The sequence below is a fragment of the Microlunatus aurantiacus genome, assembly GCF_039536605.1.
GTDB classification, from domain to species: domain Bacteria; phylum Actinomycetota; class Actinomycetes; order Propionibacteriales; family Propionibacteriaceae; genus Microlunatus; species Microlunatus aurantiacus.
This window is the reverse complement of the sequence record NZ_BAAAYX010000035.1, coordinates 111,132-123,238: the sequence shown is the minus strand read 5'-3', so window position 1 is coordinate 123,238 and position 12,107 is coordinate 111,132. Positions and strand designations below refer to the sequence as shown.

Below are 12,107 nucleotides of genomic sequence, written 5' to 3'. Positions count from 1 at the left end.
CTGACCGACGGGCGTCTGAGTCGTACGCTCGCGGGTGTGGAGTCGGTGGTTTTGTGGGCGCGTAGGACGGCGGAGCATCACCTCTTGTCGCTCGGTCGGCGGTGGGATCATGTCGCCGCTGTTGGTCGAGCAGCTGAGGGCATCGCTGGTGCCTTCGGTGACGATGGAGAGACGCTGATCGCTGCGGCGTTCTTGCACGACATTGGGTATGCACCGGAGTTGGCGGTGACTGGCTTTCACCCGTTGGATGGCGGCCGCTTCGTCAGAGGTCAGGGTTACGAACGCCTGGCGCGTCTGGTCGCTCATCACTCGGGCGCACGGTTGGAAGCTCGTCTGCGAGGGATCGACGGCTACTGTGACGAGTTCCCGTTCGAAGACGGGCCGCTTGATCATGCGCTGACATTCTGCGATCTGACGACCGGTCCTGATGGAGTTCCTGTCTCCCTTGAGCGACGGGTGCAGGAGATCAGCGAACGCTACGGACCTGATGCGGTCACGGCTCGCGCGATCGCTGCAGGTGTGCCTGAGTTCGAGCGGGCGTGCCGCCTAACCGAGCTGCGCGTCGCGGCGTCTGTCGACTAGCGAAGCGCGGGGCCTCGGTCGGCGAGGTAGTCGGTGATCCGTAGCCGGATGGATTCGACCATAGGCAGATCAGCGATTTCGGCTGGGGCGAAGTACCGGACGTCGTGGGACTCGTCGCTGACAGTCAGCGTGCCTGCCACCGGACGTGCGGAGAAGCAGATCGAGAACTCCTGGCGCACTTCGCCGTCGTCGTAGGCGAACACATGACCGGGGTCGCTGTAGATGCCCACGATTCCTTGCAGCTCGACATCGAGACCGGTCTCTTCGCGGACCTCGCGGCGGGCGCAGTCGCTGATGGTTTCGCCTATGTCCATCGTGCCGCCCGGTAGCGCCCAGAGGTCGTTGTCCGTGCGTCGCTGCAGGAGGATCAGGCCGTCCTCATTTGTTACGACTACCGAGGCGGCGGGCACGAGAGAGTTCGCTTCCGGCGCAGCCGGGTCGTTGATGTAGTCACGACGGCCCATGTAGCCATTGTGGCGGGGCGTTAGCTGCCGAGACTCACCGGCTGCGGCTTGTCGCTGTTGGCAGCATCCGTGGTGGTGGCCCAGATCGCTTCGAAGTGCGAGGCGAACCGAGAGAATAACCCGTTCGGTCCCAAGCGTCGCAGGTGCAGGAGGGGTGCTCGGTTGCCGGGCGTGGCGTAGAGGTGCGGCGTGACAAGCATTTCGTCGTCAAAGCGGAAGACCGAGCTGTACAGCGGCGCGTTCTGATAGCGAAGTTCTGCGCCTGAACAGGCATGGACAAGCGGGCGAAAGGCTCGAAGGCTTGTCTCGATCCGGGCGGAGAGGGTGATCGGATCCTGTTCCTCGAGCTCACGCAGTCGAACGAACTCAGATTCGGGGTCGGCCAGCACTAGCCGGATCTTGCAGCCGGATGCGCACTTGTCGAGAAGGACCGATATGAGCTTGGGGTGCTGCTGAGGCAGGAAGTAGAGCGTGTAACCCAGCAGGTCTACCTGTTGCCGTGCTCTCGTGATCATGGTCCACCAGTACGCGGCGTCCACGTCGGCTCGGAACGGAAATGCTGCCACCAGCTCGGCCGTCGCGGCGTCAGAGTTCAGGTCCGAGCGATTGGCTGACGGCCACAGGTACTCCTCGTCCTGCGCAAGCATCGCAGCCACGGCGAACCTATGTCGCGGATGCGGTACCCGGCCACCAAGCCATCGCGTGACCGTCTTGGGGTCAACGCCTGTGTGCTCGGCGACTTGATCGATCGACAGCCGAGCCTGCAGGATGGCCCCGCGTAGGCGTTCGTTGGACATAGGTGCTCCTAAACGTCCTACTAGACGTCCTAAGCGTCCCACACTTCGTAGCGATCGAGCGCAACGCGCCGAAGAATAATGACGTTTAGGACGTTCTCTCGTGCTCCAGGACGTCTTCGAGCGTCCCCGGATCGCGGTTATCCCGTCCCACCGTGTCACGCAAGCCTGAATCAGCGCACCCAAAGGACGGTGCGAGAGACGAGAGGCGAAGGCATGGCTCTTCAGATGAAGTTGGTGGCGGCGATCGCACTGGTGACGGGGGAGGTGAAGGAGAAGAACCTCTACGCCGGTTCGGGTGACAAGCAGCAGAAGGTCGGTCGCAGGACTGACCGTGACGGCCGCCCGTTGTCGGCGGTGTCGGCGCTGGTGATCGCCGAGCCGATCGGCGTGGTGGACAACGCCTCGGTGTTCTTGCCGGATCTGCAACTGGCCGGAATGGAACCAGGAACGGCGATCCGCCTGGAAGGCGAGCTCGACCTGGTGCTGAAGGGCAAGGAGTTCTCCGTCATCACCGCCGAGCTCACGGCGGAGAGGATGACTCCGTTGGGCTCGTGGGTCGAGTGGGTCAAGGCGGCGGCGGGCAGGAAGCCGACCGAGACTCGGGCTGCCTGACCATGACCGATCGGCTCCCGCTGGCGGTCCGGCGATGACCGGCCGTATCGCCGTGCTCCCCCAGGTCGGCCATGGTGTCCGGCTGCTCGTCCGCGGCGCCGGCGCCGTACTGGGCGAGATCGGCTGGTGGCTGGCGGGAGCCTGGCGGCTCGTCGCGTGGGCTCCGCGTCGGATGGCCGCATGGCTGACGGGCGGCGTGTTCGCGGCGTGGGCGGAGATCTGGTCACTGCTGACCGGACTCGCCGCGGTGGTGCTGCTCCTCGGGCTGTGGGCTCGGCTGTGGCCGGTGTCGTTCCATCAGCGTGTCGCGCGCCCATCATGGCGGCGCCGGACCCGACGCAGCGTCAAGAGGTCCTGGGCGGGGCTGATGGTGGCCTGTGGACTGTCCCGCCGAGTGGCCGACCGCACCGGGGTGATGGTCACGCGTGTTCCTGCCCTGCACAGGTCCAGATGGGATGAGCCCGACGTCCTGGTCACGATGCCGCAGCTGATGATCGGCCAGACCGTGGAGGACGTCGTCACGGCGTCGGAGCGGCTCCGGGTAGCGGTCGGCTCCCGTCAGGTTCGGGTGATCCCTAACGACACCCACACCGGCTGCACGATGAGGTTCTTGTTCGCTGACCCGCTCGCGGCGGTGGTGGAGGCCAGGTTCCCTTCCCCGAACCTGGCGCCGAATATCACGACCGCACAGATGGGCGTGACGGAGAACGGCGACCCGTGGTTCCTACCGATCCAGGTCCATACCTTGACTGCTGGAGCGTCCGGGTCGGGCAAGGCGTCAGCGATGTGGATGCTGCTGCTCAACCTCGCACCCGCGATCAGGACCGGGCTTGTGCAGGTCCACGGCATCGACCTGAAGGGCGGGGTCGAGCACGCGCTTGGTGCCCGGCTGTTCACCCGCCGCGCCACCACCTTGGACCAGGCCGTCATGCTTCTGGAGGACGCCGTGATCGCGATGGTCGCCCGGGCTGCCACGATCGCCGGACACGCTCGTTCGCACACCCCTTCACCGGCCGCACCGTTGGTGATCATCGTCATCGACGAGCTCGCGATGCTCACTTCCTACTCCACCGACCGCGAGCTGCTCCGACGAGCCGACAGTGCGTTGCGGAGTCTGCTCGCGTTGGGCCGGGCTCCCGGATACGTGGTCTACGGCTATCTGCAGGACCCACGCAAGGACACCGTCCCCCAACGCCACCTGTTCAACCAGTCCTACGCCCTGCGTCTGAGAGAGCGGGAGGAAGTCGTGATGGTCCTCTCTGAGGGAGCCGTCGCAGCCGGGGCGACCTGTCACAAGATCCCTCGCAGCACGCCAGGCATTGGCTACGTGCTGACCGAGGGAGGCGACACGATGCGGGTCCGGATCGCGCACGTGCCTGATCCGATGATCCGCGCTCTCGCCGACCACTTCCCTGCGCCGACCCAGATCCCCGTCGTCGTCCCTCTACCTGCGGAGAACATGTCTCGCCCATCCCCGAGGTCCCGGAAGACCACCGGCACCCGTTCTGAAAGCCGACCGTCATGATCAGACTCGACCACGCCGTCCACCACACTCTGCTCCTGCTGCTCTGCAGACCACGCCATCGTGTGTGCCTCAGCTGCGGTTGGACACCTGCTGACCAGATCGGCGGCGTCCGGTGAACGTCACCCGGGCAGGCTCGGAGTCGACTCGGCTGAGCATCGAACTGTCACAGACGCTCCAACTCCTGGTGCGGGCCAGCAAGCACACCCCAGCAATCCCTGCCTCGGAGATGTGCGCTGTGCTGCGCTACCTGGCCGCCGCCGAGTTCGGCCTGGCTCAAGCCTTCGAGCAACTCGCCGCCTGTGTGGGCCGCTCCGCCGACGACGGCCTGTTCTGGGCCGCCGAATCCGCGACGGAAACCGCCCTGGCCGCGAAAGGACTGCGGCTGGCAGCCAAGCGGCTGAGCCGCGCTGCGGAATGCTCCACCGACGTTGCGACGCTGCTAACCGATGCGCGCGAAGACATCGCCTTGGAAGGTCGAGCAGTCAACCGGCGGCTGCTGGACCGCAAGAGCGCCAGGTGCACCACCGAGGGTGACCAGACCCCGGATGAGCCCCTACGTCGGAGACTGCCTGAGAGGGGCCGGACAACGATCCGGGTGAAGACCCCCCGCTGGCCAGATCCGGTCGAGGTCGAGGCCGTCGACCCCGTCGAGTGGATCAGTCCGGCCGAGACGGCTGAGCTGCTAGAGATCACTCGCAACACATTGGCCACTTCCTGGGTGACCAGCCGGATCGGGCCGCGCCGCTATCGGGTTGATGGCGCGTTCGCCTATCGGCGGTCGGAGGTGGAATTGGTGCGCGATCACCGCTCCCAGGTGTTGCACGGAAGGCAGCCCGCGGCATGACGAACCCAACCCGAACCCGATACCTCGCCCAGATCGCGGACCCGCACAGCCGAGAGCCGATCATGACCACCACGGAAACCCACACTCACACCAGCGCAGCCGCGGAGACTCCCGACCTGGTGACCCTGTCGGGGCGTGCCGTGGCCGGGTTGGTCGAGCTGCTGGACCATTGCCACGCCTTCCTCGATAACCATCAGGGAGTCACGGTGGAACTGGACGAGTACTGCACCGGCCAGCCAGCGTCGGTGACGTCGTACTGGATCATCGACCAACTGTCCTGGCACGCGCTTCTGCTGCGTCTGCAGCTCGCTGAGACAGGCGAGGTTGCCGACCATCGCAGTTCTGGTGAGTAGGCGTCAGCCATGTTGACCTTGCAGGACTTGTCACCGTCGACCAGGGTGCAGGCGATTGAACGACTGACGTCGCCCGACCTCGGTCGCTGGTTGACGCAGGTCCAGCAGGTCGGCCGGTGCACCAACCCGATCCGGGTGGTCGGGTCCAGCGAGACCATCGACCCAGCGACGGGCGTGGTGTTGCGCAGCTACTCGTCGGCGTCGGAGCCGGACGGGATCACCTATCTCCGCTGCGGGAACCGGCGTCGAGCAGTGTGTGAGTCGTGCTCCCATCAGTACCAGGGCGACGTCTACCACGTGATCATGGCCGGCGCCGCAGGCGGCATGAAGAACGTACCGGCCGACGTGGCCGACCATCCGTTGGTGTTCGCCACCTTGACCGCTCCCTCGTTCGGGCCGGTGCATGCGGCGAAGAAGCCCGGCCGGCGCGGGACCCAGCGGTGCCGACCCCGCAGCGGCGACGGGCGGAAACTGTGTCCGCACGGACGTCCGACCTGGTGCATGGCCGTCCATGATCACGACGACACCCTGGTCGGTCAGCCGCTGTGCCGGGAGTGTTACGACTATCTGGGGCATCTGGTGTGGCAGTGGTACGCACCCGAGCTGTGGCGGCGGTTCACGATCGCTCTCGGTCGCGCGCTCGCTCGCCATCTCAACCTCTCGGAGACTGCGTGTCGTCGGCTGGTCCGGGTCCAGTTCGCGAAGGTGGCCGAGTTCCAACGCCGCGGCGTCATCCACTTCCACGCCCTGATCCGGCTCGACGGCCAACCTACCGAAACTGACCCCTTCCCTCCCCCGGCCCGGACGGTCTCGGCATCCGAGCTGGTGGACCTGGTGCTGCAGGCAGCCGGTGACGTGTCGTGCGAGGCGTCGCCGGTCGACGTGCACGATGTGGGGCGAGTGCTGAGCTTCGGCCGCCAGTTGGACGCCCGGGCCGTCCACGGTGACGCTGACCGGGAAGCCGCAACCGGGGTCGAGTTGCACCCCGAAACGGTCGCTGCGTACGTAGCGAAGTACGCCACCAAAGCCGCTGCAGACCTGGCCGACAGTCAGGCCGGTCCGAACCCGCACCTGGCCCGGCTCAAGCGACTGGTGAGAAGGACGGCGTTGCGGGCCGGTTGCGCCGGGCTGACCGGGCCGGATGGTCCGTACAAGGGGTGGGGTCGGTGGGCGGACATGCTCGGCTTCCGGGGCCACTTCGCTTCGAAGTCCCGCCGGTACTCGACCACTCTCGGCCGGCTGCGGCAGGCCCGCCGAGACCACGTCCGGGCACGGCTCAACAAGCTGCACGGCGGGGAGCCGGTCCGGGTCGGTGACGACGCTGACCTGGCCGAGCTGGAAGCGGATTCGACGCTGGTGGTGGGGTCGTGGCGGTTCGCCGGCATCGGTTGGCTGACAGCTGGTGATGCGGCGTTGGCGGCGGCTTCTGCTGCCCGAGCCCGGGATGACTGATGGGCGCGCAAGTCTCGTAGGCGTGCTGGCGGGCCCATTCCTCGGCCTCCCCCGATGACCAGCCGCCCGTGGTCGGAGGTCTGGTCGTCAAGGGTGAAGCGCAGCGAATCCGCAGGACACGAAGTGCCCTTGACGAGTGGACCGGAGACCACATTCTCCGAAGTCGGGGGAGGCCGAGAACCCAACCACCTAGAGAGGCGAGTTCGATGGAGAAGATGCTGTTCACCGTCAAGGAGACGGCGGAGATGTTGAGTGTGAGTCGTAACCGTGTGTACGAGCTGATCTATGCCGAGCAGTTGGCGTCGATCAAGATCGGTCGTTCTCGTCGGGTGTCGCGGGCGTCGATTGTGCGGTTCGTGGAGTCGGCAACTCCTGCGGCATGACCGGGCGTCGGGCCCCGGGTGAGGGGTCGGTGTACCGCGTGGACGATGGGTCGTGGCGGGGGGTTGTTGATCTTGGCTGGCATGGCGGGAAGCGGCGTCGGCGGTATGTGCGGGGCCGCACCAAGGTTGAGGTGACGGGTGCGATTCGTCGACTGGCATTGGAGGCTGAGGAGGGTCGGCTGCGACCGGGTCGCGCCCCGACGTTGGGTGTGTGGTTGGAGCGGTATCTGACGGAGGTGGCTCCGGCGACGGTTCGGCCGAACACGGTGCATCGGTATCGCCAGGAGGTCCGGCTGTATATCGGGCCGGCTTTGGGGAAGGTGCCGTTGGACAAGTTGCGGCCGGATCAGATCTCGGCGTTCTACCAGGATCAGTTGACGCGGATCTCGGCGGGCAGTGTGCGGCGGTTGCATGCGTTGCTGCGGCGGGCGTTGACGGTGGCGGTGCGGTGGCAGCTGGTGGGGTGGAATCCGGTGATGGCGGTTGATCCGCCGTCGTTGTCTCGGGTGGAGGTGCAGCCGTATAGCGAGGAGGAGACCCGGTCGTTCTTGGCTGCCGTGTCAGGGACGCGGTTCGAGGCCCGGTGGCTGCTGGGTGTGGTGTCGGGGATGCGGCAGGGCGAGGTCCTGGGGCTGTCGTGGCAGGACGTCGACCTGGTGGAGGGGACGGCTCGGGTGCGTCAGGCTTTGCAGTATCAGCCGGGGAATGGGTTGCAGTTGGTGCCGCCGAAGACGGCGAGGTCTCGGCGGACGGTCCCGCTCCCCCAGGTCACCGTGGACGCGCTGCGGTTGCTTCAGGACCGCCAGGCCGAGAGCCGGGTCAAGGCTGGGGAGTTCTGGGAGGACTGGGGACTGGTGTTTTCCACGGAGGTCGGGACGCCGATCCATCCGCGCAACGACTACCGCGACTTCCAGCTGATCGTGGAGCGGGCGGGTCTGCGTCGGGTGCGGTTGCATGATCTGCGGCATACGGCGGCGTCGTTGATGTTGGCTCAGGGGGTGCCGGCGCGGGTGGTGATGGAGGTGCTGGGGCACTCTCAGATCTCGATCACGTTGAACACGTACACACATGTGTCGGCGGGATTGTCGCGTGAGGCTGCCGACCGGATGCAGCTGCTGCTCGGCGGGGCCTCGGAGGTCGTGGCTGCCAGTGTGGCTGCCGAAGCCACAGATTCAGATCCGCAGGACGATGACGAGGAGAGTGAAAGTGCTGCTGACTAGGTCTTTTGGTGGAGCCGCCTTGGGGATTTGAACCCCAGACCTACGCATTACGAGTGCGTTGCTCTACCACTGAGCTAAGGCGGCCTGCGCGTACGGCCGGAGCCGAGCCGCCGGAAGCGGTAGCGCGACCGCCAACTATAGCGAGCAACCGGGGGTGGACGCGAAACGCCGTCAACCCCGCCGACGGGACCGGCATCCTCACCAAGTTCACCATCGGCCCTCAGGCGGATCACAGGTTCACCCAGCAGACTCAGCCACATCCCGAATGGGTGGCGCACCACCGCCGTCGTCGCGACGGAGGCGGTGTTTCACCCCGAACTGAGGGCCCGGGTGGCAGGTTCCCCGGGCTCTCGGTTCACCCCAACGATCGCCGGCTGGAGCTCGAAGCACCACAGCAGCCCGCCGTGGCGCCCAAGAGTTCCCAGGAGATCCTCAGCAGCGCGTCCCGTCGGCGGGCACGTCCCCGTCCAGCAGGTACGCCTGGACGTAGCGCTGGATGCAGGCGCTCTGGCCGTAGCCGAGGTGGCCCTCCCCCTTCAGCGTGAGCAGGTGCCCGGACCGGAGCTGCTTCGCCATCCGCTCGGCGTACTCGTACGGGGTCGCTGGGTCGCCGGTCGTGCCGATGACCACGATCGGCGCGGCGCCCGCGCCCCGGATCGTCGGCTCCTTCGGGAACGGGGCGACCGGCCAGAGCGGGCAGACGAGGTCGGCGCCGGCGAACGGTCCGAGCGTCGGCGCCCGCTTCGCCTCCTCCGCCCCCTCCTTCTCCGCCTCACTCACGCTGACGTCTTGGGAGTCCAGACAGCGGATGGCCGGGAACGAGAACTGGAGCTGCCCGTAGGTGCCGTTGGTGCTGCGGTCGTTGTACTGGTCGGCGAAGTACAGGAGATAGCGGCCGTCGTTCTCGAAGGCGGCGAGCTCGAGCCCCTGCCGCAGGTACTTCCAGCCTTCCTCGTTCTCGTACAGGACGGCGAGCACCCCGGTCAGCCCGAGCTGCTGGGTGAGCTTCGCCCGGCCCCCGTTGATCGGCTTCTCGTCCAGGCGCTGCAGCAGGTCGCCGATGGTGCGCTCCACCTCGGTCTTGCTGCTGCCGAGCTTGCACCGCTGCTCGGCGCACCAGGTGGCGAAGTTGCCCAGCGCCCGCTCGAACCCGTCGAGCTGACTGACGTCCTTCTTCCCGGTGATGTTGACCGCCCCGTCGAGCACCATCCGGCCGACAGTGGCCGGATACAGCTCGGCGTAGAGCGCGCCGATCTTCGTGCCGTACGACGAGCCGAAGTAGCTCAGCTTCTCGTCGCCCACCAGGTGCCGGAGCAGGTCGAGGTCGCGGACGGTCTCGGTGGTGGAGATGTGCTCCAGCAGCGCCCCGGACCGTTCGAGGCAGCCGCGACCGAAGTCGAGCTGGGCCTGGGTGAGCGCCTTCTCCTCGGCCTTGTCGTCGGGGGTGACGTCGACGGAGGTGTACACGTCCATGGCCGCGCCGTTCGCGCACTTGACCGGCGTGGACTGCCCGGTCCCCCGCGGGTCCCACCCGACGACGTCGAACCGCTCCAGACCCTTCACCTCGAAGTAGTCGACGTACTTGGTGCCGGACCCACCGGGGCCGCCCGGGTTGATGAACAGCGAGCCGGCCGACGGTCCGGCGCTGGCCGGACGCTTGGCCAGGCCCAGGGTGATCGCCTCCCCGTCGGGGTCGGCGTAGTCGAGCGGCGCGAGCACGGCCGCGCACCGCAGCCCCTTGCCGCAGTCGGACCAGCGGACCCGCTGCCCGAGGTAGCGCTGCAGACCCTGACCGGGCGGCGGCGACAGGAACCCGGCCGGACGCACGTCGGGGACCGGCTGGACCGGTCGACCCGACCCCTGAGTCGGCGTCGCCGACGATCCTCCCGCCGAGGGCGCGCCCGACGACGGTGTGTCCGACGAGGGCGCCGCGGTCGTCGAGCCGGGTGTCGGTGCGGTGGTCGAGACGGTCGGCAGCAACGCGCAGCCGGTGATCATCAGCAGCAGCGAGACCACCGCGACCAGCGCCGTCGTGCGACGCGTCGTCGTCGCCCCGCTCCCCCGCGCCATGCCGCGACTATAGGTGGACGCGCCCACCCCGGCGGCCGGCCGAGTGGGTCCGCTCAGTCAGTCGGTGCGGACGGCGCCTCGGGCGTCCGGCCGTCGTACGCGTGCCGGGACGGGCAGACGTCGGCCTTGGCGCAGACCTGGACGCCGGCGCCCCGGACCCGGACGAGCACGGCGTCCGCCGGCACCTGGTGGGCGACGACGGTGCCCTCCCCCACCGGCGTGGTGACCTGGCTGCCGACGGCCGGGGTGGACTCGGCGAAATCGACGTACAGGGGGTGCTCGTACTTCAGGCAGCACATCAGCCGGCCGCACGCCCCGGAGATGCGCAGCGGGTTGGCCGGCAGGTCCTGCAGCCGGGCCATCCGCAGACTGACCGGCTCGAAGCTCGTCAGGAAGGTGGAGCAGCACAGGTCGCGCCCACAGCTCCCGAGGTCCCCGGCGAGCCGCGCCCCCTCCCGGGAGCCGATCTGGCGCAGGTCGATCCGGGCCCGCAGCGCCCGGGCGAGATCCCCGACCAGGCTGCGGAAGTCGACCCGGTGGGGCGCCGTGAAGTAGATGACGAGCATCTCGTCGAAGTCGACCCCGGAGTCGAGGTAGTCGACACCCATCACCTTCATGGGCAGCTCGTGGCGCTTGATCAGCCGCTTGGTCACGAGCTTCGCCTCGGCGCGCCGCTGCCGGTTGGCCGCGTCGCGATCCAGCTGGGTCTGGTCGGCCCGGCCGAGACAGAGCGGCAGCTCACCGAAGTCGACGTCTCCGACCGTCTCCGGCGCCCAGACGCACTCGGCCACCTCGGGCCCGGCCTCGGTGGGCACCAGCACGTGCTCGCCGACGGCGTACGTCTGGTCGCCGGCGTCCAGGTAGTAGAGCCGGCCGTATCTCCGGAAGGAGACCGCCATCACCCGCGCCATGGCGCCCACGATAGGCCTCATCGCTCGCCCGCGCGCGCCGGGCAGCGACCCCTCGGGCCGCCGGGTCAGCTCCAGGCTCAGCCCTCGGACTCAGGTCAGCGGCGCAGCGAGATCGTGGTGCCGTGCTTCAGGTGCTTGTTCGGCTTCTTGGCGACCGTGGAGCTGTTCAACCGGTAGACGGCCTTCCAACCACCCTTGACGTGGTAGCGCTTGGCCAGCTTCTTCAGCGAGTGGGTCTTCTTCGTGACTGTGGCGACCTTGGTGGCCTTCAGCTTGGCGATCTTGGCGGCCTTGGCCTTCTTCTGCTTGGCCGTGAGCTTGGTGCTGCCGCTGGACGAGCCGGGCTTGGCGTGCCTGCTCGCCTTGCCACTGGATTTGCTCAGCCCGGCCTTGCGTCCGCAGCCGCCCCACGCCCCGGCGCCCTGACCGGCCAGCACCCGGCGGGCGACAGCGATCTGCTCGGACTTGCTGGCCCGGTGGGCCTGGTTGCCGTACTTCTTGCCGCCGTACGCGCGCCAGGTCCGCGCCGAGAACTGGAGTCCGCCGTAGTAGCCGTTGCCGGAGTTGATCTTCCAGCGGCCACCGCTCTCGCACTTGGCGACGCGGTTCCAGACACTGCCCTTGGCCTGCGCCGGTGTGGCGGCTCCGGCCGACAGGCCGATGGCCAGGGCCACGGCGGCCAGCACCCCGATCAGGCGCTTCACGATGGTGGAGGTCATTCCCCGAGTCCCTTCGCTCGCCGGCCCGTGGACGGTCCGGTCTCCTGACGCTTGTCACGTCCAGATCACAGGACCCGCCGGGAAGGGGAAGGCGACGGGGGTGCGGATAACGAAATGGACACGAGCGTGGCGATACCGTAAGTGGACGCTCAGGATTCTGGCAAACCGCACCCGT

Annotated in this window: 13 protein-coding genes and 1 tRNA gene; 8 read left to right on the top strand and 6 right to left on the bottom strand. The window is 67.6% G+C overall.

All coding sequences use genetic code 11. From position 1 onward, the window contains the following. On the top strand, positions 1 to 582 hold a 582-nt coding region (locus ABD714_RS22895), incomplete at its 5' end, for an HD domain-containing protein (protein ID WP_344814779.1). Here ABD714_RS22895 and ABD714_RS22890 read toward each other — a convergent pair. Together ABD714_RS22890 and ABD714_RS22885 are read right to left on the bottom strand one after the other, a co-directional pair. Continuing rightward, positions 579 to 1,046, bottom strand: a complete 468-nt coding sequence (locus tag ABD714_RS22890; RefSeq protein ID WP_344814778.1) for an NUDIX domain-containing protein — start codon at positions 1,044 to 1,046, stop codon at positions 579 to 581. The genes ABD714_RS22895 and ABD714_RS22890 overlap by 4 nt on opposite strands. A 20-nt stretch (positions 1,047 to 1,066) precedes the next feature. Beyond that, positions 1,067 to 1,843 (bottom strand): XRE family transcriptional regulator, encoded by a 777-nt coding sequence (locus ABD714_RS22885; protein ID WP_344814777.1) that lies wholly within the window; start codon positions 1,841 to 1,843, stop codon positions 1,067 to 1,069. A 213-nt stretch (positions 1,844 to 2,056) separates the two neighbouring features. Between ABD714_RS22885 and ABD714_RS22880 the strand changes: the two genes are divergently transcribed. The 7 genes from ABD714_RS22880 (at position 2,057) to ABD714_RS22850 (ending at position 8,232) form a co-directional block, all read left to right on the top strand. Continuing rightward, positions 2,057 to 2,455: a hypothetical protein gene (locus ABD714_RS22880; RefSeq protein ID WP_344814776.1), complete on the top strand. Its 399-nt coding sequence runs from the start codon at positions 2,057 to 2,059 to the stop codon at positions 2,453 to 2,455. Positions 2,456 to 2,489: 34 nt separating this feature from the next. Then, positions 2,490 to 3,980 (top strand): FtsK/SpoIIIE domain-containing protein, encoded by a 1,491-nt coding sequence (locus ABD714_RS22875; RefSeq protein ID WP_344814775.1) that lies wholly within the window; start codon positions 2,490 to 2,492, stop codon positions 3,978 to 3,980. A gap of 235 nt (positions 3,981 to 4,215) precedes the next feature. Then, positions 4,216 to 4,824: a hypothetical protein gene (locus tag ABD714_RS22870; protein WP_344814774.1), complete on the top strand. Its 609-nt coding sequence runs from the start codon at positions 4,216 to 4,218 to the stop codon at positions 4,822 to 4,824. Between the two features lie 62 nt (positions 4,825 to 4,886). Further along, positions 4,887 to 5,177, top strand: coding sequence for a hypothetical protein (locus ABD714_RS22865; protein WP_344814773.1), 291 nt, complete (start codon positions 4,887 to 4,889; stop codon positions 5,175 to 5,177). Between the two features lie 9 nt (positions 5,178 to 5,186). After that, the gene (locus tag ABD714_RS22860) at positions 5,187 to 6,629 is read left to right on the top strand and encodes a replication initiator (protein ID WP_344814772.1); all 1,443 of its coding nucleotides are present in this window, start codon (positions 5,187 to 5,189) and stop codon (positions 6,627 to 6,629) included. 206 nt (positions 6,630 to 6,835) lie between these two features. Next, positions 6,836 to 7,012, top strand: a complete 177-nt coding sequence (locus ABD714_RS22855) for a helix-turn-helix domain-containing protein (protein ID WP_344814771.1) — start codon at positions 6,836 to 6,838, stop codon at positions 7,010 to 7,012. Further along, complete coding sequence (locus ABD714_RS22850) at positions 7,009 to 8,232, top strand: tyrosine-type recombinase/integrase (RefSeq protein ID WP_344814770.1); 1,224 nt, start codon at positions 7,009 to 7,011, stop codon at positions 8,230 to 8,232. Before ABD714_RS22855 ends, ABD714_RS22850 begins: the two co-directional genes overlap by 4 nt. Positions 8,233 to 8,241: 9 nt before the next feature. Here ABD714_RS22850 and ABD714_RS22845 read toward each other — a convergent pair. The 4 genes from ABD714_RS22845 to ABD714_RS22830 all read right to left on the bottom strand — a co-directional run bounded on the left by ABD714_RS22845 (position 8,242) and on the right by ABD714_RS22830 (position 11,932). Further along, positions 8,242 to 8,316, bottom strand: a tRNA-Thr gene (locus ABD714_RS22845). Positions 8,317 to 8,664: 348 nt separating this feature from the next. Beyond that, a complete protein-coding gene (locus ABD714_RS22840) occupies positions 8,665 to 10,302 on the bottom strand; it encodes an alpha/beta hydrolase (RefSeq protein ID WP_344814769.1) in 1,638 nt (545 codons plus the stop codon). A gap of 53 nt (positions 10,303 to 10,355) precedes the next feature. Further along, the gene (locus ABD714_RS22835) at positions 10,356 to 11,213 is read right to left on the bottom strand and encodes a PSP1 domain-containing protein (RefSeq protein WP_344814768.1); all 858 of its coding nucleotides are present in this window, start codon (positions 11,211 to 11,213) and stop codon (positions 10,356 to 10,358) included. A gap of 95 nt (positions 11,214 to 11,308) precedes the next feature. Continuing rightward, the gene (locus ABD714_RS22830) at positions 11,309 to 11,932 is read right to left on the bottom strand and encodes a transglycosylase family protein (protein WP_344814767.1); all 624 of its coding nucleotides are present in this window, start codon (positions 11,930 to 11,932) and stop codon (positions 11,309 to 11,311) included. Between the last annotated feature and the right edge of the window lie 175 nt (positions 11,933 to 12,107).

What these genes read in the sequence shown, in the direction of transcription:
- ABD714_RS22855 (WP_344814771.1), top strand. Translation starts at nt 6,836, where the DNA reads ATGGAGAAGATGCTGTTCACCGTCAAGGAGACGGCGGAGATGTTGAGT.
- ABD714_RS22885 (WP_344814777.1), bottom strand. Translation starts at nt 1,843, where the DNA reads ATGTCCAACGAACGCCTACGCGGGGCCATCCTGCAGGCTCGGCTGTCG.
- ABD714_RS22830 (WP_344814767.1), bottom strand. Translation starts at nt 11,932, where the DNA reads ATGACCTCCACCATCGTGAAGCGCCTGATCGGGGTGCTGGCCGCCGTG.
- ABD714_RS22880 (WP_344814776.1), top strand. Translation starts at nt 2,057, where the DNA reads ATGGCTCTTCAGATGAAGTTGGTGGCGGCGATCGCACTGGTGACGGGG.
- ABD714_RS22890 (WP_344814778.1), bottom strand. Translation starts at nt 1,046, where the DNA reads ATGGGCCGTCGTGACTACATCAACGACCCGGCTGCGCCGGAAGCGAAC.
- ABD714_RS22860 (WP_344814772.1), top strand. Translation starts at nt 5,187, where the DNA reads ATGTTGACCTTGCAGGACTTGTCACCGTCGACCAGGGTGCAGGCGATT.
- ABD714_RS22865 (WP_344814773.1), top strand. Translation starts at nt 4,887, where the DNA reads ATGACCACCACGGAAACCCACACTCACACCAGCGCAGCCGCGGAGACT.
- ABD714_RS22840 (WP_344814769.1), bottom strand. Translation starts at nt 10,302, where the DNA reads ATGGCGCGGGGGAGCGGGGCGACGACGACGCGTCGCACGACGGCGCTG.
- ABD714_RS22875 (WP_344814775.1), top strand. Translation starts at nt 2,490, where the DNA reads ATGACCGGCCGTATCGCCGTGCTCCCCCAGGTCGGCCATGGTGTCCGG.
- ABD714_RS22850 (WP_344814770.1), top strand. Translation starts at nt 7,009, where the DNA reads ATGACCGGGCGTCGGGCCCCGGGTGAGGGGTCGGTGTACCGCGTGGAC.
- ABD714_RS22835 (WP_344814768.1), bottom strand. Translation starts at nt 11,213, where the DNA reads ATGGCGCGGGTGATGGCGGTCTCCTTCCGGAGATACGGCCGGCTCTAC.